Annotated in this window: 21 protein-coding genes; 13 read left to right on the forward strand and 8 right to left on the reverse strand. The window is 72.6% G+C overall.

The features are described 5' to 3' along the window. The first annotated feature begins 33 nt into the window (after window positions 1-33). Window positions 34-1,314 carry an ATP-dependent Clp protease ATP-binding subunit ClpX gene (gene clpX / locus VMF51_RS19580; RefSeq protein ID WP_325476142.1) on the forward strand — a complete coding sequence of 427 codons (1,281 nt, stop codon included), beginning with the start codon at window positions 34-36 and terminating at the stop codon, window positions 1,312-1,314. 204 nt (window positions 1,315-1,518) lie between these two features. Here clpX and VMF51_RS19585 read toward each other — a convergent pair whose 3' ends face one another. After that, on the reverse strand, window positions 1,519-1,983 hold the full coding sequence (locus VMF51_RS19585; protein WP_325476143.1) for an acyl-CoA thioesterase: 465 nt from the start codon (window positions 1,981-1,983) through the stop codon (window positions 1,519-1,521). A 91-nt stretch (window positions 1,984-2,074) separates the two neighbouring features. Here VMF51_RS19585 and VMF51_RS19590 point away from each other — a divergent pair, with 91 nt between their 5' ends. Then, window positions 2,075-2,677: a TetR/AcrR family transcriptional regulator gene (locus VMF51_RS19590; protein ID WP_325476144.1), complete on the forward strand. Its 603-nt coding sequence runs from the start codon at window positions 2,075-2,077 to the stop codon at window positions 2,675-2,677. A 99-nt stretch (window positions 2,678-2,776) separates the two neighbouring features. Here the strand turns inward: VMF51_RS19590 and VMF51_RS19595 are convergent, their stop codons facing one another. From VMF51_RS19595 to valS, 3 genes are all read right to left on the reverse strand, one after another. Continuing rightward, window positions 2,777-3,124: a hypothetical protein gene (locus VMF51_RS19595; RefSeq protein ID WP_325476145.1), complete on the reverse strand. Its 348-nt coding sequence runs from the start codon at window positions 3,122-3,124 to the stop codon at window positions 2,777-2,779. A 226-nt stretch (window positions 3,125-3,350) separates the two neighbouring features. Next, window positions 3,351-3,557 carry a hypothetical protein gene (locus tag VMF51_RS19600; protein WP_325476146.1) on the reverse strand — a complete coding sequence of 69 codons (207 nt, stop codon included), beginning with the start codon at window positions 3,555-3,557 and terminating at the stop codon, window positions 3,351-3,353. Between the two features lie 39 nt (window positions 3,558-3,596). Further along, a complete protein-coding gene (gene valS, locus VMF51_RS19605) occupies window positions 3,597-6,221 on the reverse strand; it encodes a valine--tRNA ligase (protein WP_325476147.1) in 2,625 nt (874 codons plus the stop codon). A gap of 69 nt (window positions 6,222-6,290) precedes the next feature. Between valS and VMF51_RS19610 the strand changes: the two genes are divergently transcribed. Continuing rightward, on the forward strand, window positions 6,291-7,181 hold the full coding sequence (locus tag VMF51_RS19610) for a GNAT family N-acetyltransferase (RefSeq protein ID WP_325476148.1): 891 nt from the start codon (window positions 6,291-6,293) through the stop codon (window positions 7,179-7,181). Here VMF51_RS19610 and VMF51_RS19615 read toward each other — a convergent pair. Further along, the gene (locus VMF51_RS19615) at window positions 7,171-8,268 is read right to left on the reverse strand and encodes an NAD(P)-dependent alcohol dehydrogenase (RefSeq protein WP_325476149.1); all 1,098 of its coding nucleotides are present in this window, start codon (window positions 8,266-8,268) and stop codon (window positions 7,171-7,173) included. The genes VMF51_RS19610 and VMF51_RS19615 overlap by 11 nt on opposite strands. 107 nt (window positions 8,269-8,375) lie before the next feature. Here VMF51_RS19615 and folC point away from each other — a divergent pair, with 107 nt between their 5' ends. Both folC and VMF51_RS19625 read left to right on the forward strand, forming a co-directional pair. After that, window positions 8,376-9,770, forward strand: a complete 1,395-nt coding sequence (gene folC / locus VMF51_RS19620) for a bifunctional tetrahydrofolate synthase/dihydrofolate synthase (RefSeq protein ID WP_325476150.1) — start codon at window positions 8,376-8,378, stop codon at window positions 9,768-9,770. Continuing rightward, window positions 9,767-10,150 carry a DUF4233 domain-containing protein gene (locus VMF51_RS19625; protein WP_325476151.1) on the forward strand — a complete coding sequence of 128 codons (384 nt, stop codon included), beginning with the start codon at window positions 9,767-9,769 and terminating at the stop codon, window positions 10,148-10,150. The genes folC and VMF51_RS19625 overlap by 4 nt, the downstream gene beginning before the upstream one ends. Here the strand turns inward: VMF51_RS19625 and VMF51_RS19630 are convergent, their stop codons facing one another. After that, on the reverse strand, window positions 10,151-10,885 hold the full coding sequence (locus tag VMF51_RS19630; RefSeq protein ID WP_325476152.1) for an aspartate/glutamate racemase family protein: 735 nt from the start codon (window positions 10,883-10,885) through the stop codon (window positions 10,151-10,153). A gap of 63 nt (window positions 10,886-10,948) precedes the next feature. Between VMF51_RS19630 and VMF51_RS19635 the strand changes: the two genes are divergently transcribed. Beyond that, window positions 10,949-11,830: a LysR family transcriptional regulator gene (locus VMF51_RS19635; RefSeq protein WP_325476153.1), complete on the forward strand. Its 882-nt coding sequence runs from the start codon at window positions 10,949-10,951 to the stop codon at window positions 11,828-11,830. Here the strand turns inward: VMF51_RS19635 and VMF51_RS19640 are convergent. Beyond that, complete coding sequence (locus tag VMF51_RS19640) at window positions 11,827-13,161, reverse strand: PLP-dependent aminotransferase family protein (protein WP_325476154.1); 1,335 nt, start codon at window positions 13,159-13,161, stop codon at window positions 11,827-11,829. The genes VMF51_RS19635 and VMF51_RS19640 overlap by 4 nt on opposite strands. A gap of 68 nt (window positions 13,162-13,229) precedes the next feature. Here VMF51_RS19640 and VMF51_RS19645 point away from each other — a divergent pair, with 68 nt between their 5' ends. From VMF51_RS19645 to rodA, 7 genes are all read left to right on the forward strand, one after another. Continuing rightward, the gene (locus VMF51_RS19645) at window positions 13,230-13,910 is read left to right on the forward strand and encodes a pyridoxamine 5'-phosphate oxidase family protein (RefSeq protein ID WP_325476155.1); all 681 of its coding nucleotides are present in this window, start codon (window positions 13,230-13,232) and stop codon (window positions 13,908-13,910) included. Between the two features lie 9 nt (window positions 13,911-13,919). After that, a complete protein-coding gene (ndk, locus tag VMF51_RS19650; protein ID WP_325476156.1) occupies window positions 13,920-14,339 on the forward strand; it encodes a nucleoside-diphosphate kinase in 420 nt (139 codons plus the stop codon). A gap of 233 nt (window positions 14,340-14,572) precedes the next feature. Further along, window positions 14,573-15,601, forward strand: coding sequence for a rod shape-determining protein (locus VMF51_RS19655; RefSeq protein ID WP_325476157.1), 1,029 nt, complete (start codon window positions 14,573-14,575; stop codon window positions 15,599-15,601). Further along, window positions 15,601-16,551, forward strand: coding sequence for a rod shape-determining protein MreC (gene mreC / locus VMF51_RS19660; RefSeq protein WP_325476158.1), 951 nt, complete (start codon window positions 15,601-15,603; stop codon window positions 16,549-16,551). The genes VMF51_RS19655 and mreC overlap by 1 nt, the downstream gene beginning before the upstream one ends. After that, window positions 16,548-17,063: a rod shape-determining protein MreD gene (mreD, locus tag VMF51_RS19665; RefSeq protein WP_325476159.1), complete on the forward strand. Its 516-nt coding sequence runs from the start codon at window positions 16,548-16,550 to the stop codon at window positions 17,061-17,063. The genes mreC and mreD overlap by 4 nt, the downstream gene beginning before the upstream one ends. A gap of 10 nt (window positions 17,064-17,073) precedes the next feature. Beyond that, window positions 17,074-19,209, forward strand: a complete 2,136-nt coding sequence (gene mrdA, locus VMF51_RS19670; protein WP_325476160.1) for a penicillin-binding protein 2 — start codon at window positions 17,074-17,076, stop codon at window positions 19,207-19,209. After that, window positions 19,206-20,384, forward strand: coding sequence for a rod shape-determining protein RodA (gene rodA / locus VMF51_RS19675; protein WP_325476161.1), 1,179 nt, complete (start codon window positions 19,206-19,208; stop codon window positions 20,382-20,384). Before mrdA ends, rodA begins: the two co-directional genes overlap by 4 nt. Before the next feature lie 8 nt (window positions 20,385-20,392). Here rodA and VMF51_RS19680 read toward each other — a convergent pair whose 3' ends face one another. After that, window positions 20,393-21,448, reverse strand: coding sequence for an NAD(P)-dependent alcohol dehydrogenase (locus tag VMF51_RS19680; protein ID WP_325476162.1), 1,056 nt, complete (start codon window positions 21,446-21,448; stop codon window positions 20,393-20,395). Window positions 21,449-21,452 lie beyond the last annotated feature (4 nt).

The raw sequence follows: 21,452 nt of genomic DNA on the forward strand, positions 1-21,452 counted from the left end.
TTTTGCACCTTGTCGAGTGGAGGATGACCTGCCGTGGCACGTATCGGTGACGGTGGCGACCTGCTGAAGTGTTCGTTCTGCGGGAAGAGCCAGAAGCAGGTCAAGAAGCTGATCGCCGGTCCCGGCGTCTACATCTGCGACGAGTGCATCGACCTGTGCAACGAGATCATCGAGGAAGAGCTGAGCGAGGGCACCGAGGTCAGCCTCGACGAGCTGCCCAAGCCCAAGGAGATCTTCGAGTTCCTCAACTCCTACGTCATCGGGCAGGAGCAGGCGAAGAAGTCCCTCGCGGTCGCGGTCTACAACCACTACAAGCGGGTGCAGGCCGGCCTCCAGCCCGTGTCGGGCAAGCACAGCAAGGAGGAGGTCGTCGAGGTCGCCAAGTCGAACATCCTCGTGATCGGCCCCACCGGCTGTGGCAAGACCTACCTCGCGCAGACGCTGGCGCGGATGCTCAACGTCCCGTTCGCGATCGCCGACGCCACGGCGCTGACCGAGGCCGGCTACGTCGGTGAGGACGTCGAGAACATCCTGCTGAAGCTGATCCAGGCGGCCGACTACGACGTCAAGAAGGCCGAGACCGGGATCATCTACATCGACGAGATCGACAAGGTGGCCCGCAAAGCGGAGAACCCCTCGATCACGCGCGACGTCTCCGGCGAGGGTGTCCAGCAGGCGCTGCTGAAGATCATCGAGGGCACGACCGCCTCGGTGCCGCCGCAGGGCGGGCGCAAGCACCCGCACCAGGAGTTCATCCAGATCGACACCACGAACATCCTCTTCGTGGTGGGCGGCGCCTTCGCCGGCCTGGAGCACATCATCGAGCAGCGGGTCGGCAAGAAGACGCTCGGCTTCACCGCCGAGGTCCGCGGCCAGGCCGAGAAGGAGGCCGAGGACCTGCTCGCGCAGGTACGCCCCGAGGACCTCACCAAGTTCGGCCTGATCCCCGAGTTCATCGGCCGGCTGCCGCTGATCGCCAGCGTCACCAAGCTCGACCAGGCCGCCCTCGTGCAGATCCTCACCGAGCCCCGCAACGCGCTGGTCAAGCAGTACCAGAAGCTCTTCGACATCGACGGCGTCGACCTGGAGTTCAGCGACGACGCCGTCGCGGCGATCGCCGACCAGGCGATGGAGCGCGGCACCGGGGCGCGTGGTCTGCGCGCGATCATCGAGGAGGTCCTCCTCCACGTGATGTACGACGTCCCCTCCCGCGGCGACGTCGCCAAGGTGGTCGTGACCCGCGAGACGGTCGTCGACAACGTCCCGCCCACGCTGATCCCGCGGGAATCGAAGCCGAAGAAGAAGTCTGCTTGATCCAAGGTCGGCGAAGCCGCCCTTGATCAAGCAGACTTCTTGATGGTGGTCGAGCGAGGCGCACGGCTGAGCCTGCGAAGCCGTGACCGCCGTGTCGAGACCCATCTGGTCTCGCGTGCGCCACTGCTCTGATCCTTCGACCGGCGCCGAGGGTCTCGATACGCTCGCTGGCCCTCGCTACTCGACCAACGAGATGGCCGCTCGCTACTCGACCAGCGAGTGAGCCGGCGCGAGGGGTCGCTCGACGCCCGGGGCGAGCAGGGGAGTGGCGATCTGCCACATCTCCTCGGTCAGCGGCGTGGGGCGCAGGGTCTGCGGGTGGAGGTTGACCAGGACCCGGCTGCCCTCGGCGTGCCGGACCGTGTGGTCGGCCGAGAGCACCTCGAAGCGGTAGGTCACGCTCGACCGGCCGGCGCGGTCGACCCAGAGGTGCACGTCGACGTCCTGCACGCCCACGACGGGCAGGTGGTAGGTCAGCTCCAGGGCGCGGATCACCTGCACGGAGACGGTGGGGTCGGTGACCCAGCCGGCGTCGGTCCAGTAGTCGAGGACCGCGTGGTCGAAGAGGACGGCGTACCCGGCGTGGTGCAGCATCCCGAACCCGTCCAGGTCGTCGAGGTAGACCCGTTTGCGGATGACGACGCCCGCGGAGGTGTCGAGGGTGGTCATGTGCGCTCCCAACTATGCGTTCGATCGGTCGTATTGTCGGAAGCGTACGGCGCCCGCGATCTTTGCGTCCAGTCGGACGTATAGTTCGGGCATGAGCGGTGAGCAGTCGGACGGGCGACGGGCGCGTGGGGACGCCACCCGGCGGCGGGTCGCCCACGAGGCGGCGATGGTCGCCACGGTCGAGGGGCTCGACGCGATCACCCTCGGGTCGCTGGCCGAGCGCACCGGCGTCAGCAAGAGCGGCATCCTCACCGTCTTCGGCAGTCGCGAGGCGCTCCAGGTCGCGGCGGTCGCGCAGGCCCGGCACATCTACGTCGAGGCCGTCGTCCGCCCCGCGTGGGGACGGGAGCCCGGCTCGGACCGCCTGTCCGGTCTCGTCGAGGCGTGGCGGGAGTACGTCCGGGCGGAGGTCTTTCCGGGCGGCTGCTTCGTGGCGGCGACGACCGCCGAGTACGGCCGCCGGTCCGGCCCGGTCGCCGACGCGGTGCGCGGGCTCAAGCGCGAGTGGCTCGACCTGCTCGAGGCCGAGCTCGCTGCGGCCGGGTCGCAGCAGCCCGTCGACGACGCGTTCCGGCTCGACGCCTACCTCGACGCCGGCAACACCCGGCATCAGCTCTGGGGTTCGTCGTCGGACCTGACCGAGGTCGACCGGGCCTGTCGGCTGGCGCTCGCGGTGATCCCCGCGGACGTCTGAGCGGCGCACTGGTCTGGACCAATCGGCGTTCGGAGGGTCCCCAGGTCGCGTTGACTGGGGTCGGGGGCCGTCTGCCGACCACAATGTCCGAGACGGTGATCATGGGTCGGGGAGAGGTGTGGGGACAGTGAGCAAGGAGCATCGACGGCCGCTGCTGGCGTTCGTCGTGCTGCTGGTCGCCTGCGTGATCGTGGTCGTGACCGGGTTGCGGAGCGAGGCGTTCCGAGGTCTGCTCGGCCGGGGTACGGCGCCCGTCGTCGTCGCCGGCAGCACGCTCATGCCGGACGTCCGTCCCGACCCTTCGCGCTCGGCGCCCACCGAGACGCGGCGCGGCGTCGCGCCCGAGCCGTCCGTGCCCCCGCGCGCCTCCACGCCGGCGCCGCACGCCGAGCGGGCCCCGGCCCCGACGCGGCCGCCGCGGGCGAAGAAGCCCAGTCGAGACTCCACGCGGTCGAACCTGTCGTCGGCACCGGCCGAGACGGCTCCGGCAACGGCGGTCCCGCCGCCGGCCGCGAGCACCGGTTCCCCGTCCCCGGCGGGTCCGAGTCACAGCCACGACCACGATCACGGCGACCGAGGCCACAGCGGCGACCGAGGCCACAGCGGTCCGCAGGGCAGCGGCAAGCAGGCCGGGCCGAACCGCGGTGCCGGACGTGGCGACGACCGGAACACCTCAGACCACGGGTACGGCGGCGACGACGATCGCGGGAGCCACGGCCATCGTGACCGCGACGCCCGCCATCGGGACGACTCGCGCCGGGGTGACCACGACCGCTGGGGTCACCACCGGGGCGACCGTGACCGCCGGGGCGACTCGCACCGCGGCGACCGCGGCCGGGGCGAGCACCACCGAGGCGACCGCGGGCACGGCCGCGACCACGGGGGACGCGGCCGCTCCTGAGCCTCAGGCCCGGAGGGCTCAGCCCTCGGGCGTGACCTCCGCGAGCTCGGCCTGGACGTCGAGTTCCTGGCCGGCGTCGTCGGCGACGGTGAACACCAGCTCGCCGGTGATCTTGCCGGTCCGGCGCAGGTCGTCGGCGGCCAGCTCGGCGGCCCGCACGAGCGCCTCCGGGCCGGTCACCTCGACGCGCGACAGCTCCGCGCGCATGGAGACCTTGGCCTGGGACTTCGCGCCCCGGATGCCGACGAGCACGGCCGCGACCGCGTCGACGGTGCTGGGGTCGGCAGCGGCGGCCGAACCGAGGTCGAGCTCGGTCGGCCAGGAGGCCCGGTGGATCGAGCCCTCCTGCCACCACGACCAGACCTCCTCGGTGACGTACGGCAGGAACGGCGCCAGCAGCCGCAGCTGGACCTCCAGCGCGATGGCCAGCGTCGCCTTGGCCGAGTCGGTGGCCAGGCCGCCGTCCTCGTCGTACGCGCGCTCCTTGACGAGCTCGAGGTAGTCGTCGCAGAACTCCCAGAAGAACTTCTCGGTGGTCTCCAGCGCGGTGGTGTAGTCGTAGGCCTCGAACGCGTCGGTGGCCTTGCGGATCACCAGCGCGAGGCGGCCGAGCAGCGCGCAGTCGACCGGCTCGGAGACCGCGAAGGGCTGCAGCTCGGTGGCGCCGACGCCGCCCAGCACGAACTTGGAGGCGTTGAGGACCTTCATCGCCAGCCGGCGGCCGACCTTCATCTGGGTCTCGTCGAAGGGCGAGTCCAGGCCGGGACGGGCCATCGCGGCACGCCAGCGGACGGCGTCCGCGCCGAACTTGTCGAGGATCTCGGTCGGGACCACGACGTTGCCCTTGGACTTGGACATCTTCTTGCGGTCCGGGTCGAGGATGAAGCCGGAGACCAGTGCGTGCGACCAGGGAGCCGTGTGGTTCTCGAAGTGCGCGCGGACGACGCGGGAGAACAGCCAGGTCCGGATGATGTCGTGCGCCTGGGTGCACAGGTCCATCGGGAAGACCCGGTCGAACAGGTCGCCGTCGGACTCCCAGCCACCCGCGATCTGGGGGGTGAGCGAGGAGGTCGCCCAGGTGTCCATCACGTCGGGGTCGCCGATGAAGCCGCCGGGCTTCCCGCGCCGGTCCTCGGCGTACCCCTCGGGGGCCATGGTCGAGGGGTCGATCGGCAGCTGGTCCTCACGGGGGAGCAGCGGGTGCTCGTAGTCGGGCTCGCCGTCCTCGTCGAGGGGGTACCAGACCGGGAACGGGATGCCGAAGAACCGCTGGCGCGAGATCAGCCAGTCGCCGTTGAGGCCGCCGACCCAGTTGTCGTAGCGGTGCTTCATGTGGCTGGGCACCCACTGGATCTCGGTGCTGCGCTCGAGCATCTCGTCGCGGAGCGCGGCGTCGCGACCGCCGTTGCGGATGTACCACTGCCGGGTGGCGACGATCTCGAGGGGCTTGTCGCCCTTCTCGTAGAAGTTCGTCATCCGCTGGGTGGGCTTCGGGTCGCCGTCGAGGTCACCGCTCTCGCGGAGCTTCGCGACCACGGCCTCACGCGCGGAGAAGGCGGTCTTGCCCTTCAGCTCCTCGTACGCCGCCGCGGCGGGCTCGTGCGCCAGCCACTCCGGGGTCTCGCGCGAGAGCCGGCCGTCGCGGCCGATCAGCGTGCGGACGGGCAGGTCGAGCTCGCGCCACCACGTGACGTCGGTCAGGTCGCCGAAGGTGCAGCACATGGCGATGCCGGCACCCTTGTCCATCTCGGCCGCGGGGTGGGCCAGGACGGGGATCTCGACGCCGAAGACCGGCGAGGTGACCGTGGTGCCGAAGAGCGGCTGGTAGCGCTCGTCGTCGGGGTGCGCGATCAGGGCCACGACGCTGGGGATCAGCTCGGGACGGGTGGTCTCGATGTAGACCGGCTCACCGGACGGCTGGTGGAAGGCGACCCGGTGGTAGGCGCCGGCGTACTCGCGCGCCTCGAGCTCGGCCTGGGCGACGGCGGTCTGGAAGGTGACGTCCCAGAGGGTCGGCGCCTCCTGGAGGTAGGCCTCGCCGCGGGCGAAGTTGCGCAGGAACGCGCGCTGGCTGACGGTCTGCGCCTTCGGGCCGATCGTCGTGTAGTGCTGCTTCCAGTCGACCGACAGGCCGAGGGTGCGCCACAGCTGCTCGAAGACCTGCTCGTCCTCCTCGACCAGCTGCTCGCACAGCGCGATGAAGTTCGGCCGGCTGATCGGGATCTGGCGCTTCGGGTCCGGCTTCTCCGGCGGGGTGAAGTCGGCGTCGTACGGCAGGCTCGGGTCGCAGCGGACGCCGAAGTAGTTCTGCACGCGGCGCTCGGTCGGCAGGCCGTTGTCGTCCCAGCCCATGGGGTAGAAGACGGTCTTGCCGCGCATCCGCTGGTAGCGGGCGATCAGGTCGGTGTGGGTGTAGGAGAAGACGTGTCCGACGTGCAGGCTGCCGCTCACGGTCGGCGGCGGCGTGTCGATCGAGTAGACGTTCTCCCGCGGCTGGGTGCGGTCGAAGGCGTAGGTGTCGTCGGCCTTCCAGCGCTCGACCCAGCGCCCCTCGAGTCCCTCGAGCGCAGGCTTGTCCGGTACGGCGACGGCGCGTGCTGCGTCGGGCGTCTCGGGGGCCTGGTCGTGCTGGGTCTCGGTCATAACCCGAAATCCTAGAGTGGCCGCGCTCACCTGCGAAAACCGGTTGTCCCGGTGCCTAGCGTGGACCCCGTGACCCGAGTCCGGCTGACCCCCGATCCGCGGGCCTTCCTGGCCGTCGCGGGGGACTGTCTCGCGGCCGATCCGGTGGGCACCACGCTGGTCGCCACGGTGACCGCGCGGGCGGTCGCCGACGACGAGCGCGGCGTGGTGCCGGGGCCGCACCCGCGCTGGTGGCTGAGCGTCCACGACGACGACGGGCGCGTGGTCGGGCTGGCGATGCGGTCCGCGCCGTTCGCTCCCTTCCCGGCGTACCTGCTGCCGATGCCGGAGGACGCGGCCGTCGCGCTGGCCCGGCTGCTCCACGAGCGGGGCGAGTCGCTCGCCGCGGTGAACGGCGCCCTCGGCCCGGCCCGCGCGCTCGCCGACGAGACCGTCCGGCTGAGTGGCGGGACGGTGAGCGTGCAGGAGCGCACCCGGCTGTGGGAGCTGGGCGAGCTCGTCGACCACCGGGCGCCCGGCCGGCTCCGGGTCGCCACGGCGGACGACGTACCGCTGGCGACCGCGTGGTGGAACGCCTTCGGGGAGCTCGCCGACGAGATGGCCGGCCGGGTCGGCTCCTCCCACGCGTCGGAGTCGCTGACCGAGGAGCAGCTGGCGGCGCGGGTCGAGGCCGGTCTGGTGTGGCTCTGGGAGGACCCGGACGGCGAGGTCGTCCACCTGACCCACCACAACCTCCCGGCGTACGGCGTGGTCCGCATCGGCCCGGTCATCACGCCGCGCGAGCACCGGCGTCGCGGCTACGCCAGCGCGGCGGTCGCGCAGGTCTCGGCCCGGCTCCGGGCCGAGGGGCACCGGGTCTGCCTGTTCACCGACCGGGACAACCCGACCTCGAACCGGATCTACGCCACGATCGGATACCGGCCGGTGGTCGACACCGCCAGCCTGGTCATCACCAGGTGAGGACCGCCTTGATCACCTTGCCGTCGTGCAGGTCGGCCACGGCGTCGTTGATCTTCTCGAAGGGGTACGTCGCGATCAGGTGGTCGACGTCGAACGTGCCCGCGGCCCGCATCGCCAGCAGCCGCGGCACCATCTCCAGCGGGTCGGACTCGCCCTCGATGGAGCTCATCACCCGCTTGCCGTTCTGGAGCAGGTCGACGGCGTCGAGGACGTACTCCTCGGGGCCGAGTCCGAGCGCGACCAGCGTGCCGCGGCGTGCGAGCGCCTGCTGGGCCTGCTTGACCACGGCCGGGACCGCCGTCGTGTCGATGCCGTACGTCGCGCCGCCGCCCGTGAGCTCCTTGACCCGGTCGACCACCGAGACCTCGCCCAGCTCCGCCGGGTTCACCCCGATCGCGCCGTAGTGCGCCGCGGACTCCAGCCGGCTCGGGGTCAGGTCGACGGCGACGATCGTGCCGACGTTCTGAGCGGCGGCGGCCGCGATCGCGGCCAGGCCGACCGCGCCGACCCCGAAGACCACCAGGCTGTCGTCCGCGCCCGGCTGCAGCAGGTTGAGCACGGTGCCGGCGCCGGTCTGGAAGCCGCAGCCGTACGGCGCGGCCAGGCTCAGGTCGAGGTCCTTGTCGACGACGACGCAGTTGTCGGCGTACGCGATGGCGTGGCGCGAGAACGAGGACTGGCCGAAGAACGAGCCGAAGACCGGCGAGCCGTCGCGGGTGTACGTCGTCGAGCCGTCCATCCGCATGCCCATGTAGTTGATCATCAGGCTGGAGTCGCAGTAGCCGACCAGGCCGGCCTGGCACGAGGAGCAGGTGCGGCAGGAGCGGAAGCTCAGCACCACGTGGTCGCCGACCTCGATCCCGGTCACGTCGGGGCCGACCGCCTCGACGACGCCGGCGCCCTCGTGGCCGAAGACGTTGGGGAACATCTCCGCCGGCAGCATGCTCTTCATCGTCACGTCGGTGTGGCACAGGCCGGTGGCGACGATCCGCACCAGTACCTCGTCGGCGCGCGGCCCCTCCAGCTCCACCTCCTCGAAGGTGAAGTCCTGCCCCTGCCCGTTGACGATCGCGACCGTGGTCCTCATGACCGCCAACCTAGAACCTGTTTCAGTTCCTGTCAGCCCCCGTACGGATCGGTGGAGCGTCGGGCGAAGCGGCCGCCGCCGGGGCCGAGCCCTAGACTCGGGGCGAGATGAGCGACGAATCCGCACCCCGCCTGGCCCAGACCTTCGAGGAGGTCGAGGACGCGCTGTTGTCGCGCTGGCCCGAGACCCGGCTCGAGCCGTCCCTCGACCGGATCCGTGCGTTCACGCAGATGCTCGGCGACCCGCAGGCGGCGTACCCCGTCATCCACCTGACGGGCACCAACGGCAAGACCTCCACCTCGCGGATGATCGACGCGCTGCTGCGGGCGCTCGACCTGCGCACCGGCCGGTTCACCAGCCCGCACGTGGAGCGGATGAGCGAGCGCATCTCCGTCGACGGCGAGCCGCTGGACGACGAGGCGTTCGTCCGGGCGTTCAACGACGTCGCGCCGTACACGCATCTCGTCGACGCGTCCGAGGAGCACCCGCTCTCCTTCTTCGAGACCGTCGTCGGCATGGCCTTCGCCGCGTTCGCCGACGCCCCCGTCGACGTCGCGGTGGTCGAGGTCGGCATGGGCGGCTCGTGGGACGCCACCAACGTCGCCGACGGCCGGGTCGCCGTGGTGCTGCCGATCGCCGTCGACCACGCCAAGTACCTCGGCGGCACGCCCGCCGCGATCGCCGTCGAGAAGGCGGGGATCATCAAGGAGGGCGCGTACGTCGTACTCGCCCAGCAGGAGCCCGAGGTCGCCGCCGTGCTGCTCGAGCGGGCGGCCGAGGTCGGCGCCACCATCGCCCGCGAGGGGATGGAGTTCGGCGTGGTCTCCCGGGTGCCCGCGGTCGGCGGCCAGGTGGTGGCCCTGCAGGGCCTCCGGGGTCGGTACGACGACGTCTTCCTGCCGCTCTACGGCGCCCACCAGGCCCAGAACGCCGCGGTCGCGCTCGCCGCGGTCGAGGCCATCGCGGCGAACGGCGAGCCGCTGGACGAGGAGCTCGTCCGCCAGGCGTTCGCGGAGGTGACCTCCCCGGCGCGGCTGGAGATCGTGCGCCGCTCGCCCACGGTGGTCCTCGACTCGGCGCACAACCCCCACGGTGCCGAGGCCTCCGCCGCCGCGATCGAGGACTCGTTCACGTTCTCGCCGCTGATCGGCGTCGTCGGCGTGATGGGCGACAAGGACGCCGAGGGGCTGCTCGCGGCCCTCGAGCCGCACCTCGCGCACGTCATCTGCACCCAGAACTCCACGTCCCGCTCCCTGCCGGCCGAGCAGCTGGCCGCCGTCGCCCGCGAGATCTTCGGCGAGGACCGGGTCAGCGTCGAGCCGCGGTTGGACGAGGCGATCCACGCCGCCGCGACCCTGGCCGAGGCGGGGGAGGCCTTCGGCTCCCCGCTGGGCTCGGGTGCGGTGCTGGTCACCGGCTCGGTGGTCACCGCCGGGGAGGCGCGCACCCTGCTGCGCCGCCCCGCTCACCGGCCGGGCGGCCGTCAGGAGGGTCGGGCATGAGCAACGAGCGGGAGCGCTCGCCACGGCGGGGCATGTGCGCCGCCATCCTGTGTCTCGAGGCGATCGCCCTCGGGCTGACCACGCCGGTGCTGGTGACGGTCGCCGACGTCGGGCTCGGCACCTCACTGGTCGTCGGGCTGGGCCTGGCCGTCCTCTGCCTGTTGCTGGCCGGCATGCTCCGCAAGGAGTGGGCGTACGCCGCGGGCTGGCTCGTCCAGGTCGCCGCGGTCGGCCTCGGGTTCGTGATCCCGCTGATGTTCGTGCTCGGCGGCATCTTCGCGCTGCTGTGGGGGACGGCCGACTTCCTGGGCCGCAAGATCGAGCGGGAGCGGGCCGCGGCGTACGCCGCCTTCGACCAGATGGTCGACCCGCCGGCCTGATCAGCCGACCGGCACCGGGGTGGCGGACCGGCCCAGGGCCACGTCGGCCAGCGCCCGGGCATGGGCCTCCGCGCTGTCGATGAGGGGCAGCGGGCTGTCCTCAAGGCCGACCAGCAGGCCGATCTCGGTGCAGGCCAGCACGACGGCGTCGGCTCCCTGGGCGGCGAGTCCGCGGATCACGTCGACGTACGCCTCCCGCGAGGCCTCGCGGATCACCCCCTGGGTGAGCTCGTCGAAGACGACCGTGTCGACGAGTCCGCGCTCCGCCGCCCCGGGCACCACCGTCGCGACGCCGTGCCGGGCGAGCCGCTCGGCGTAGAAGTCCTCCTCCATCACCCAGCGGGTGCCGAGGATCCCGAGCGTGCGCCAGCCGTGCCGGCCTGCCTCCGCGCCGACCGCGTCGCCGATGTGGAGGAGCGGGACGTCGAGGGCCGCCTCGACCTGCGGCGCCACCTTGTGCATCAGGTTGGTGCAGATGGCGACGGTGCTCGCCCCGCCGGCGACGCACCGGCGGCCGGCCTCGGCCAGCAGGCCGGCGGCCCGGTCCCAGTCGCCCGCCAGCTGGCAGGCGCGGACCTCGGCGAAGTCGAGCGACTGCAGCGCGATGCGCGCGGACGCGTGCCCGCCGTGCTCGGCCGCGACGGCCTCGTTGATCAGGCGGTAGTACGTCGCGGTCGAGTGCCAGCTCATGCCGCCGATCAGCCCCAGGGTCTCCATGCCGTCCAGCATGGGCATCGCGGAGGCTGGTAGGAAGACTGTGATTGCCGGTGGCTTCTCTTAGCGGTTCTAATGGGGGGTGTGGATCCTCGCCGCGTCCTGCTCTTCCGCACCGTCGCCCGCGCCGGCTCGCTGAGCGCCGCCGCGCGCGACCTCGGCACGACCCAGTCGGCGGTCAGCCAGCAGCTGCGGCAGCTCGAGCGGGAGGCCGGCGGCCCGCTGCTGGTGCGCACCGCCCGCGGCACCAGCCTCACCGAGGCCGGCACCGCCCTGCTCGCCCGCGCGGACGCCGTCCACAGCGCGCTGCACCAGGCGGAGGAGGAGCTCGGGGCGCTCGCCGACCTGCGCGCGGGGACGGTCCGGCTCGCGGCGTTCCCCTCGGCCGCCGCGACCCTGGTGCCGCCCGCCGTGCGCGCGCTGCACGCGGACCACGCGGGCGTGCAGGTGACCCTCGTCGAGACCGAGCCGCCCGAGGCCTGGTCCGCGGTGCTGGCCGGCGAGGTCGACGTCGCCCTGGTCTTCGCGTACGACGGCCCGCCCGTCGACGACGGGTCGCTGGCGTGGGTCCCGCTGCACGTCGAGCCGATGCACCTCGTGCTCCCGGCCACCGGCCGCGTGCCGGCGCGGATCGGCACCGGGTGGCTGGCCGAGCAGGGGTGGGTGGCCGGCTGCGAGCGCTGCCGTCAGCACCTGCTGGACCGCTGCCGGACGGCCGGCTTCGAGCCCCGGCTGCTGCACGAGAGCGACGACTACGTCGTGGTGCAGAACCTGGTCGCGCACGGGCTCGGCGTCACCGTGCTCCCCGACCTGGCCCTGCGCGCCTTCCGTCACCCCGAGGTCGTCGTACGACGCTCGCGAGCGTTCGGCGAGCGGCACGTCGGGATGGTGCACCGGCCGGGGGCCGAAGGGGTGCCGGCGATCCGCGCCCTGATGGAGCGGGTGCAGGCGGTGGCGCGCTCTTAGCTCTCGAGCCCGCGCACCAGAGCGGCGAGCGCGGCGTCGAGCTCGGCGTCGGTGCAGCCGCCGAAGCCGACCACCAGCCCGTGCCGCACCTGGCCGCGGCAGTAGTCCGTGAGCGGCGGCACCTCGAAGCCCGCCCGTCGGGCCGCCGCGATCGCCCGGCGGGTCGCGTCGGGCGGCAGCTCGACGGTCGCGTACATCCCGGCGACCGGTCCCCGCGGCAGGGCGTACGGCGCCAGGGCGCTGGCCACCCGCGCGGCCCGGTCGGCGTACACCCGGCGCGCGGAGCGGACCACCTTGTCGACGTACCCGTCGCGCAGCAGGGAGAGGAACGCGCGCTGCACCGGCCAGGACGCCGTGTCGTGGGTGATCCGGCGGGTCCGGTCGAGCGCGTCGAGGAGGTCGGGCGGCGGGACCAGCCAGCCCAGCCGCATGCTCGGCGCGACCGACTTGCTGGCGGTGCCGAGGTAGGCGACGCGGTCGCGGTCGAGGCTGGCCAGGGCGGGCACGGGCGCGACGTCGTACCGGAACTCGGAGTCGTAGTCGTCCTCGACGACGACGGCGCCCGCCGTCCGGGCCGCGTCGAGGAGGTCGAGCCGGGCGCTGCCGGGCATGGTCGGGCCGAGCGGGTGCTGGTGGGCGGGGGTGACGTACGCCGCCGCGCAGCCGCTCAGGTCCGTCACCGGCTCGAGCGCGGGGACGTCGCGGACCTCGCGGCCGGCGAGCCGGGCGGTGGCGACGGCCGAGCGGTAGCCCGGGTCCTCGATCGCCACGGCGCCCGGCGGCAGCTCGCCCAGCAGGTGGCGCAGCCCGTCGGTCGTGCCGGCGGCGACCAGCACCTCGTCGGGGTCGCACTCCAGGCCGCGGGTCCGGCCCAGACGCGCGGCGAGCTCCACGCGGAGCTCGGGCAGGCCGCGCGGGTCGTCGTACCCCCGGGGCGGACGGGCGGCGGCGACGTCGCGCCAGGCGCGGCGCCAGGAGGCGGCGTACCGCGGGTCGATCCAGGGGGTCCCGGCGTCCAGGCGGACCAGCCCGGCGTCCGCCGGCGGGGGAGTACGACGCGCCCGGGCCGGCCGTCCGAGCGGGCTGCCCGCGGAGACGAACGTGCCGCTGCCGTGCCGTCCCTCCAGCCAGCCCTCCGCGACCAGCTGGCCGTAGGCCTGCTCGGTGACGGCCCGGGCGACGCCGAGCTCGGTCGCCAGCGCACGGCTGCTCGGGAGCCGGTCGCCCGCGACGAGCCGGCCGTCGGTGACCTGGCGGCGGACCTGGTCGGCCAGCTGGGTGCCGAGCGGCCGCGCGTCGGCGCGGTCGAGGGTGACGGCGAGGGTGGTCACGAGTGTCCTGTCCAAGTGGCTGGAGATTGGCCCGTGTGTGCGGGCCACTTGTCGACCAGCATGGTGTCATGACCACCGCGCAGCTCTCCCCGACCGACCGCACGACCGTGACCCGCGGGCGCAACCGCATGGTGTCCGACCGCGACGAGCTGCACCGGTTCCTCGCCGACGCCCTGGTCGCCCACCTCGGCGTCGTCGTCGGCGACCACCCGCTGGTGCTCCCGACGGCGTACGCGGTCGACCTCCACGGCCCGGACGAGGGCGGCAGCCTCTACGTCCACGGGTCCGTCGCCGCCGGCTGGCTGCGGCAGGCCGCCGGCGCCACGGTCTGCGTGACGGTGACCGAGCTGGACGGCCTGGTCGCGGGCCGCTCGGCGTTCCACCACTCGATGAACTACTGCTCCGCGGTCGTGATCGGGCCGGCGCGCGTCGTGGACGACGAGGCGGAGCGGGCGCGAGCGCTGGACCTGATCGTCGACCACATGGTCCCCGGACGCGCCGCCACGCTGCGCGCCAGCACCCGCAAGGAGCTCGCCGCGACGGCCGTGCTCGCCGTACCGCTGCACGAGGCGTCGATGAAGGCGCGGGCCGGCGGCCCGGTCGACGAGCCGTCCGACGTCGAGGCGGGGGTGTGGGGCGGGCACATCCCGCTGCGCCGCGTCTCCACCGGCGCGGTGTCGGGGGAGGACTCGCACGACCGGGTGCCGGACGACGTGGCCCGACGCGCGGCGTCGTACTCCGCCCGATAGCCTCGCGGCATGACCCAGCGCACCCTGGTCCTGCTCAAGCCCGACGCCGTCCGCCGCAGCCTGGTCGGCGAGGTCGTCCGCCGCATCGAGGCGAAGGGCTACTCGATCGTGGCGCTCGACCTCCGGACCGCCACCCCCGAGCTGCTCGCCGAGCACTACGCCGAGCACGAGGGCAAGCCGTTCTACCAGCCCCTCGTCGACTTCATGCTCTCCGGGCCGGTCGTCGCGCTGGTGCTCGAGGGGGAGCGCTGCATCGAGGGCTTCCGCTCCCTGGCCGGCACCACCGACCCCACGACGGCCGCGCCCGGCACCATCCGCGGCGACCTGGGTCGCGACTGGGGCCTCGCCGTCCAGCAGAACCTCGTGCACGGCTCCGACTCCGAGGAGTCCGCCGCCCGCGAGATCGGCATCTGGTTCCCCACCCTCTGACGCCGAGTCGGCAGAACTTGCGCGTCGAGTCGGCAGAACTTGCCGTCAGGTCTGACGTGAACTTCTGCCGACTCGACGTGGGTCGTCACAGGAGTCACGGGAGTCACAGGCGTCTCGGCGTGGCGTCCCGGATCGGGGCCGCCTGAAATCTAGGCTCGCTCGCAGGGCCGAACCGTCGCGTGTGGGGGAGGCCTCACTTCCCCGACGTACGACGCACCCTGCGAGGCACCGGCATGGCGAACAGCTTCTTCGGCCGCGACATGGCCGTCGACCTCGGCACCGCCAACACGCTGGTCTATGTCCGCGGCAAGGGCGTGCTGCTGGACGAGCCCAGCGTCGTCGCCCTGAACGACAGCACCGGCGAGATCCTCGCCGTCGGCCACGAGGCGAAGCGGATGATCGGCCGTACGCCGGACAACATCGCCGCCATCCGGCCCCTGAAGGACGGCGTGATCGCCGACTTCGAGGCGACCGAGCAGATGCTGCGCTACTTCATCCACCAGGTGCACCGCCGGCGGTACTTCGCCAAGCCGCGGATGGTCATCTGCGTCCCGAGCGGCATCACCGCGGTGGAGCAGCGCGCGGTGAAGGAGGCCGGCTACCAGGCCGGCGCCCGCCGGGTCTACATCATCGAGGAGCCGATGGCCGCGGCGATCGGCTCCGGCCTGCCCGTGCACCAGGCCACCGGCAACATGGTCGTCGACATCGGCGGCGGCACCACCGAGGTCGCCGTGATCTCCCTCGGTGGCATCGTCACCAGCCTCTCCATCCGCACCGCCGGCGACGACCTGGACCAGGCGATCGTCGCGTGGATGAAGAAGGAGTACTCCCTCATGCTCGGCGAGCGCACCGCCGAGGAGGTCAAGATGACCCTCGGCTCGGCGTTCCCGCTGCCCGACGAGCCCGAGGCCGAGATCCGCGGTCGCGACATGATCTCCGGGCTGCCGCGCACCGTCGTGGTCTCCAGCGCCGAGGTCCGCCAGGCCCTCGAAGAGCCGCTGCACGCCATCGTCGACGCCGTCCGCGCGACCCTCGACCAGACCCCGCCCGAGCTGGCCGGCGACATCATGGACCGCGGCATCGTGCTGACCGGCGGCGGCGCCCTGCTGCGCGGCCTCGACGAGCGGCTGCGCCACGAGACCGGCATGCCCGTCCACGTCGCCGAGGAGCCGTTGAGCTCGGTCGCCCAGGGCGCCGGCCGCTGCGTCGAGGAGTTCGAGGCGCTCCAGCAGGTGCTGGTCTCGGAGCCGAGGCGCTTCTGATGGCCCTCGATCAGCGGAGCAGGCTCGACCGGCGCGAGCAGCGCTGGCGCAGCACGGACCGGCTCGACGGCGACCGACGGCGACCGCCGACGTCCCTCGTGGTCGCGCTGGTCCTCGCCTGCCTGAGCCTGATGATCCTCGACGCCCGCGGCGGCGACGGCTCGCCCGTGGAGGGCGCCCGCCGGATGGTCGGCGAGGTCGTCGGACCGGTCGAGAGCGGCACCAGCACCGTCCTGCGACCCTTCACCTCGGTCCCCGACTGGTTCCGCACCCGCGACGGGATGAAGGACGAGATCGCCGACCTCGAGGCCGAGAACGCCCGGCTGCGCGCGGAGGCCAACCGGGCCGACTACGACCGCAACCGCCTCCAGGAGTACGACGGCCTCACGGCCGCCGCCTCCGACCTCGGCTTCGCGCTGGTGCCGGCCCGGGTGGTCGGCCTCGGTGCCTCGCAGTCGTTCTCCGACACCGTCACCATCGACGCCGGCTCGGACTCCGGGCTGCGCGCCGACATGACGGTGCTCAACGACGACGGGCTGGTCGGCCGGATCCTGCGGGTCACCCGCACCACCGCGACCGTGCTGCTCCTCGTCGACGCCGACTCGGTGGTCGGCGGCCGGATCGGCCGCAGCATGCAGGTCGGCTTCCTGCACGGCCGCGGCTCGATCGGCGACGACGCCCGCCTCGACCTCGAGCTGGTCGACGAGTCCGTCGTCCCGACCGAGGGCGACTCGGTCGTCGCCTGGGGCAGCGAGGGCGGCGCGCCGTACGTCGCCGGCGTCCCGGTCGGCAAGGTCACCACCGTCTACTCCAACCTCCGCGACTCCTCGCAGCGCGCGGTCATCGAGCCGTACGTCGACTTCGGCGCGCTCGACGTCGTGGGCGTCGTCGTGCCCTCCGGCAGCAGCAGCGACCGCTCCGTCATCGAGGCCGACGGGAGCCTCGAGTGAACGGCGTCCGCGCCCTGGTCGCGCTCGCCGCGGTCACGGTCGCGCTGATCCTGCAGGTCACGCTGTTCCCGCACATCGCCTGGGCCGGCGTGGTCCCCAACCTGTGCCTGCTGGTGGTCGTCGGTTCCGCGCTGATGCGCGGCACCCAGTTCGCGATGCTGCTCGGCTTCGGCGCCGGCGTGCTGCTCGACCTGGCCCCGCCCGCCGACCACCTCGCCGGCCGCTGGGCGCTCGCCCTGGTCGTCGTCGGGTACGTCGCCGGCCGGATGCGTCCCGACGTACGTCCCACCGCGACGGCGGTCGTCGCCACCGTCGCCGCCTGCTCGTTCGTCGGCACCTCGGTCTTCGCGATCTCCGGCCTGGTCCTGCGCGACACCTCGGCAGGCGTCGGGGAGCTGCTCGGGGTGATCGGCATCGCCGTGCTCTGGGACGTGCTGCTCACGCCGCTCGTGCTGCCGCTGGTGACCACGCTGTTCCAGCGCCTGGAGCCCGACCGGGCCTACGCGCGATGAGGGCCTGCTGATGGCCGCCTCCGCCGAGGGGTCGCGCCGCAGCCGGCTCCGGCTGGTCGTCGTCCAGGCCCTGGTCTTCTCGCTCTTCGCGACCCTGCTCGCTCGCCTGTACTACCTGCAGGTCGTCACCGGCGACGAGTACACCGCCCAGGCGGCCTCGCAGTCGGTCCGCGAGGTGGTGGTGCAGCCGCAGCGCGGCCTGATCGTCGACGCCCAGGGCCGGCCGCTGGTCACCAACCGCACCTCCTGGGTGGTCTCGGTCGACCGCACCCTGTTCGGCAGGATGGGCGAGGAGCGGCAGCGCCAGCTCCTGAAGCGGCTCGCCGACGTCGTGGGCGTCCGGGTCGCGCGGATGGAGCGGGCGCTGGTCACCTGCGGCGAGGAGGGATCCGTCGCGGGGGAGTGCTGGAACGGCTCGCCGTACCAGCCGGTCCCCGTCGCCACCGACGTCGCACAGGACGTCGCCCTGCGCGTGCTCGAGCAGCCCGAGGACTTCCCGGCGGTGCTCGCCGAGCAGCAGACGGTGCGCGCCTACCCGCGCCCGTTCGGGGTCAACCTGGCCCACGTCCTGGGCTACCTCAGCCCGATCACCGAGGACGAGTTCGACCGGGCCGAGGCCGACGAGGACACCTCGCTCAACGGCGCCTCGACCGTCGGCCGCGCCGGCGTCGAGCAGCAGTACGACGCCTGGCTGCGCGGCATGCCCGGCTACCAGCGGGTGGCCGTCGACTCGATGGGTCGGGTGCTGGGCGACGACAGCGAGGTCGAGGCGGAGCCCGGCAGCACCCTGGTCACCTCGATCGACGCCAAGGTGCAGGGCGTCGTCGAGAAGCAGCTCGCCGACACCATCGCGCGCGCCCGGGCGACCCGCGACCCGGTCACCAAGCGCAACTACGTCGCCGACTCGGGGGCGGCGGTCGTGCTGGAGGCGAAGACCGGCCGGGTGGTCGCGATGGCCAGCCAGCCGACGTACGACCCCGAGGTCTGGGTGGGCGGGATCTCCAAGAAGCAGCTCGCCCGGCTCTACTCGGAGGACGCCGGCACGCCGCTGCTCGGCCGTGCGACCCAGGGCCAGTTCGCGCCGGGGTCGACGTGGAAGCCGTTCATGACGGCGGGCGCGCTCACCCACGGCTACTCCACCGACAGCCGGCTGGCCTGCTCGTCGGGCTTCCAGGTCGGCAACCGGGTCTTCAAGAACTACGAGTCCGGCGCGTACGGCGTGATCGGCTTCGACAAGGCCCTCGAGGTCTCCTGCAACACCTTCTTCTACCGGATCGGGTACGACTTCTGGCGCCGCCTCGGCTCGGACGTCGACGACGTGAACGCCAAGGACCCGTTGGTCAGCGAGGCCAAGAAGTTCGGCTTCGGCGCCGAGACCGGGCTCGACCTGCCGGGCGAGGCCTCCGGCCGGATCGCCGACCGCAAGTGGAAGCGCGCCTACTACGAGTCCATGAAGGACTACTACTGCGGCATCTCGGAGAAGTCACAGGACGGCAAGACCAGCGACTTCGTCTACAAGTTCGCGCGCGAGTTCTGCATCGAGGGCTTCGCCTACCGCGCCGGCGACGCGGTGAACTTCGCCATCGGCCAGGGCGACACGATCGTGACGCCGCTCCAGCTCGCCCGGGCGTACGGCGCCCTCGCGAACGGCGGCACCCTCTTCGAGCCGCGGGTCGGCAAGGCCGTGGTCGGCCCCGACGGCGAGGTGATCAAGAAGATCCGGCCGAAGAAGGCGGGCACGGTCGGGTTGCCGAAGAACGTCCTGTCCTACATCGACCAGGCCCTCCAGGGCGTCTCCCGCCAGGGCACCATGTCCTGGAAGCTCACCGGCTTCCCCCTGGACGACGTCCGGGTCCGCTCGAAGACCGGCTCGGCCGAGGTCTACGGCAAGCAGTCGACCTCCTGGGTCGCGTCGTACTCCGACGACTACGTCGTCGTGATGATGGTCAGCCAGGGCGGCACCGGCTCCGGGACGACGGGCGAGGCGATCCGCGCGATCTACGAGTCGCTGTACGGCGTCGTCGGCGACAAGGTCGTCCCCGGCAAGGCCGCCATCCCCGGCACCACGGCCCCGGCAGGTCTCCCGGAGTTCACCGACGACGGCTCGATCGTGCCCCCGGTCCCGACCAGGAAGGGCGAGCGATGAGCACCTCCCGCGCACCCCGCATCGACTGGCTGCTGATGCTGGCCGTCGTCGGCCTCGTCACGATCGGCACCCTGCTCGTCTGGTCGGCCACCTCGGCACGCGACGACCTCACCGGCGGCGACCCCACGGCGTTCCTGCGCAAGCAGGTGGTCAACGTCGCCATCGGAGTGGTGCTGCTCCTCGTGGTCATCGCCGCCGACCATCGCTGGGTGCGGCTGGTGGCGCCGCTGGTCTACCTGGCCTCGATCGCGGGCCTCGTGTTGGTGCTCGTGATGGGCACCACGGTGAACGGCTCGAAGTCGTGGCTGATGGTCGGCGGGATGTCGATCCAGCCGGCGGAGTTCGCGAAGCTCGCCGTCGTGATCGGCATGGCGCTGGTGCTCGCCGAGCGCGCCGCGGGGCAATGGCGGGCGCGGGTCGGACTGACCGACGTCGTGCTGATGCTCGTGGTGGCCGGGGTGCCGGCCGTCCTGATCATCCTGCAGCCCGACCTCGGGACCATGCTGGTCCTCAGCGCGACGGTCTTCGGCGTGCTGGGCGTCTCCGGGGCGCCGCGTCGCTGGCTCCTCCTGCTCGCCGGCGGCGTGGTCACCGCCGCGGTCGCGGCGGTCTCCGCCGGCCTGCTGAAGCCCTACCAGGTGGACCGCTTCCTGGCCTTCACCAATCCGGACCTCGACCCCCAGGGTGCGGGCTACAACGTGGAGCAGGCCCGGATCGCCATCGGGAGCGGCGGGCTGTTCGGCAAGGGCCTCTTCGACGGCTCCCAGACGCGCTCGGGCTTCGTGCCCGAGCAGCACACCGACTTCATCTTCACCGTCGCCGGCGAGGAGCTCGGCCTGGTCGGCGCGGGCCTGATGATCGCGCTGCTCGGCATCGTGCTGTGGCGGGCGCTGCTCATCGCCCAGCGCACCGACGACGTCTTCGGCCGGGTCGCCGCCGCCGGCATCGCCTGCTGGTTCGGCTTCCAGGCGTTCCAGAACATCGGCATGTGCCTGGGCATCATGCCGGTCACCGGCGTACCCCTGCCCTTCGTGTCGTACGGCGGCAGCTCGATGTTCGCCGGCATGCTCGCCGTCGGGCTGCTCCAGAACATCCACCTGCGCACCACGACGCCCGCCCCCACGCGCTACGTGATGGCCGAACGGCGGCCGGTGCGCCTCGTCGGCTCGCGCTGAGTCGTCCGCTAGCCGTGTCCGTGCGGGGCGACGACCGCCCGCCCGGAGAGCTCGCCCGCCTCGAGGCGCCGGTACGCCTCGAGCGCGTCGTCGAGCGGGAAGACCTCGACGTCGGGCGTGATCGCGCCGCTGCGGTAGAGCGCGACCACCTCGTGCAGCTCCTCGATGGTGCCCCAGTAGGTGCTGGTGAGCTCGACCTCGTACGGCACGCCGTAGAAGTTCCACTCGTAGGCACCTCCGGCGATGCCGACGACCGTGACTCGGCCCTGCAGCGCGACGCTGCCCATGGCCAGCGCGATGGTGGGCGCCACCCCGACGAAGTCGAAGACGGCGTCGACCCCGCGACCTCCGGTGAGCTCACGGATCGCCGCCGCCTGGTCGGGGCCGCCGGGCACCGTGACCGCGCCGGCGTCCTCGGCGCGGCGCATCGCGTCCGGCTTGGTGTCGGTGGCGATGACGGTGGTGCCGGTGAGGGCGCGGATGATCTGCACGGCGAGCTGGCCGAGGCCGCCCAGGCCGATGACCAGGGCGGTGGCACCGCCCCGTTGCAGCACGGGCAGCGACTTCTTGATCGCGTGGTACGGCGTCAGCCCGGCATCGGACAGCGGCGCGGCGGCGACCGGGTCGGCGTCGCCGAGCGGGACCAGGTTGCGGGCGGGCACGGTGACGTACTCCGCCATGCCCCCGTCGCGCCCCAGCCCGACGGCGAGGTGCGGCATCGTCGCGGCGTTCTCGCAGTAGGTGTCCTGCCCGCGCGAGCACGCCGGGCAGTGCCCGCAGCCCATCGGTCCGTAGACGAGGTACGCCGCGCCGATCTCGATCCCCACGCCGACGCCCGGGCCGATCTCCTCGACCCAGCCCGAGTTCTCGTGGCCGAGCACGAACGACGGCCGCAGCTGGGCCGGGCCGTGCTCCTTGCTGAACTCGCGGAAGACCGCGACGTCCGAGTGGCAGGCCCCCGCCCCGGCGACCTTCAGCAGCACCTCGCCGGCGCCGGGCACGGGCCTGGCCACGTCGGCGAGGACGGGCGGGGACTGGTACTGCTCGAACACCACTGCGCGCATCGGA

This window comes from Nocardioides sp. (genome assembly GCF_035503875.1).
In the GTDB taxonomy this organism is placed as follows: Bacteria; Actinomycetota; Actinomycetes; order Propionibacteriales; family Nocardioidaceae; genus Nocardioides.

What these genes read in the sequence shown, in the direction of transcription:
- rodA (WP_325476161.1), top strand. Translation starts at nt 19,206, where the DNA reads ATGAGCACCTCCCGCGCACCCCGCATCGACTGGCTGCTGATGCTGGCC.
- VMF51_RS19680 (WP_325476162.1), bottom strand. Translation starts at nt 21,448, where the DNA reads ATGCGCGCAGTGGTGTTCGAGCAGTACCAGTCCCCGCCCGTCCTCGCC.
- folC (WP_325476150.1), top strand. Translation starts at nt 8,376, where the DNA reads ATGAGCGACGAATCCGCACCCCGCCTGGCCCAGACCTTCGAGGAGGTC.
- VMF51_RS19590 (WP_325476144.1), top strand. Translation starts at nt 2,075, where the DNA reads ATGAGCGGTGAGCAGTCGGACGGGCGACGGGCGCGTGGGGACGCCACC.
- VMF51_RS19655 (WP_325476157.1), top strand. Translation starts at nt 14,573, where the DNA reads ATGGCGAACAGCTTCTTCGGCCGCGACATGGCCGTCGACCTCGGCACC.
- mreC (WP_325476158.1), top strand. Translation starts at nt 15,601, where the DNA reads ATGGCCCTCGATCAGCGGAGCAGGCTCGACCGGCGCGAGCAGCGCTGG.
- VMF51_RS19615 (WP_325476149.1), bottom strand. Translation starts at nt 8,268, where the DNA reads ATGAGGACCACGGTCGCGATCGTCAACGGGCAGGGGCAGGACTTCACC.
- mrdA (WP_325476160.1), top strand. Translation starts at nt 17,074, where the DNA reads ATGGCCGCCTCCGCCGAGGGGTCGCGCCGCAGCCGGCTCCGGCTGGTC.
- VMF51_RS19630 (WP_325476152.1), bottom strand. Translation starts at nt 10,885, where the DNA reads ATGCCCATGCTGGACGGCATGGAGACCCTGGGGCTGATCGGCGGCATG.
- ndk (WP_325476156.1), top strand. Translation starts at nt 13,920, where the DNA reads ATGACCCAGCGCACCCTGGTCCTGCTCAAGCCCGACGCCGTCCGCCGC.
- VMF51_RS19585 (WP_325476143.1), bottom strand. Translation starts at nt 1,983, where the DNA reads ATGACCACCCTCGACACCTCCGCGGGCGTCGTCATCCGCAAACGGGTC.
- valS (WP_325476147.1), bottom strand. Translation starts at nt 6,221, where the DNA reads ATGACCGAGACCCAGCACGACCAGGCCCCCGAGACGCCCGACGCAGCA.
- VMF51_RS19645 (WP_325476155.1), top strand. Translation starts at nt 13,230, where the DNA reads ATGACCACCGCGCAGCTCTCCCCGACCGACCGCACGACCGTGACCCGC.
- VMF51_RS19625 (WP_325476151.1), top strand. Translation starts at nt 9,767, where the DNA reads ATGAGCAACGAGCGGGAGCGCTCGCCACGGCGGGGCATGTGCGCCGCC.